Consider the following 1,635-nt stretch of genomic DNA (forward strand, 5'->3'; position numbering starts at 1 on the left):
TAAGCCCGTTAAAGGTCTGGATGTACTTAATCATACTGTTACTAAGGCCTTAGAAAGATCGGCGGAGCTCATCGAACAGCAACACGATGCTCTGGAATTTGAAGAGCAAGTTCGCATTAAAACCCGAGAGCTTGAGAAGGAATTTCTGGATAGCATTATTAATGGTGTCGCAGATCCGCTGTTTGTAAAAGATGAAGAACACCGCTGGACAGTATTAAATGATGCTTTTTGCCAAATGTTAGGTAAACCACGGATCGAGTTACTTGGCAAAACAGATTATGATTATTTCCCTAAAGAACAAGCAGATAGTTATCGGCGTCGAGATGAAATTGTTCTTAGCTCAACGGATGTCGATGTCGATGAAGGAGAATTTTCGACCGGTGATAATGCGACTCGGCAAATTTCAACCAGTAAAATTTCATTTATTAATCCCACGACGGGCAATCGAAATTTAGTAGGAACGATACGAGATATCACCGAACAAAAACGAGCAGAGCAGGCGTTACGTCGTAGTCAGAAAATGGATGCAGTGGGTCAATTGACGGGGGGGATTGCCCATGATTTCAATAATATATTAGGCATCATTCTCGGTAATATCAGTTTACTTAGCCCTTTAGTAGCCAATAACATTCAGGCGAGAAAACGTGTAGAAGCGATTGAAAAATCGGCCCAGCGTGCAGCAGATTTAACGAAACAATTACTTGGTTTTTCTCGTCAACAAGCGGCTCAAGTTGTCACCACCGACATCAATCGTTTAATTGAAGATATGAATAATTTGGTAGGCCGTTCTGTGACTCCGGAAGTGTCGATAGAGCATCACTTTACTAATGATTTATGGCTGACTGAACTCGATCCTGGCGATTTTGAAGATGCATTAATGAACTTAATTATTAATGCACGAGATGCCATGGAGGGTGGTGGACAAATAATGATAGAAACCAATAATATTACACTTGATGATGCCTTTTGCAGTCACACTTCAGAGCTCAGTCCGGGAGATTATATTCAGGTGGCGGTAACAGATTCAGGTTCAGGGATTTCACATGAGGATCAAGAGAGAATTTTTGAACCTTTCTTCAGTACTAAACCGAGAGGAAAGGGAACAGGTCTTGGCTTGGCCATGGTATTTGGTTTTGTTAAACGCTCCAAAGGCCATATTAATCTTTATTCAGAGCTAGGGATCGGCACGACATTTAGACTGTACTTACCCAGATCGGCAGCCGCAGACGTGGTTGAACAGCGACAGTCTAAAACTCAAGAAACTGAATTGCCTTGGGGAAATGAAACCATTTTACTGGTTGATGATGAAATGGAGTTATTAGCGCTGGCGAAAGATATTTTGACTAGTTTGGGTTATGTCGTATTGTCAGCGACCAACGGTAAAGAAGCGATGGCGCATTTGGCCCAAAACACGGATATTGCTTTGTTATTTACCGATGTGGGGATGCCGGGCGGAATGAGTGGTTATGAATTGGCTGAATTGGCAACGGTTAGCCATCCTAAACTGGGTGTTTTACTGACCTCTGGTTACACCGATAAAGCGTTAGCTCATAGTGGGATGGAACGATTCATTGGGCAGTTAATTACTAAGCCTTATACTCAAGCTGAATTAGCTCATCGCATTAGATCGGTGTT

1 protein-coding gene is annotated in these 1,635 nt (G+C 42.3%); it reads left to right on the top strand.

What is annotated here, in order from left to right; all coding sequences use genetic code 11:
- On the top strand, nt 1-1,635 hold a 1,635-nt coding region (locus AC3AYF_RS20750), incomplete at both ends, for a hybrid sensor histidine kinase/response regulator (protein WP_487780364.1).

The organism is Salinicola sp. (assembly GCF_982684285.1).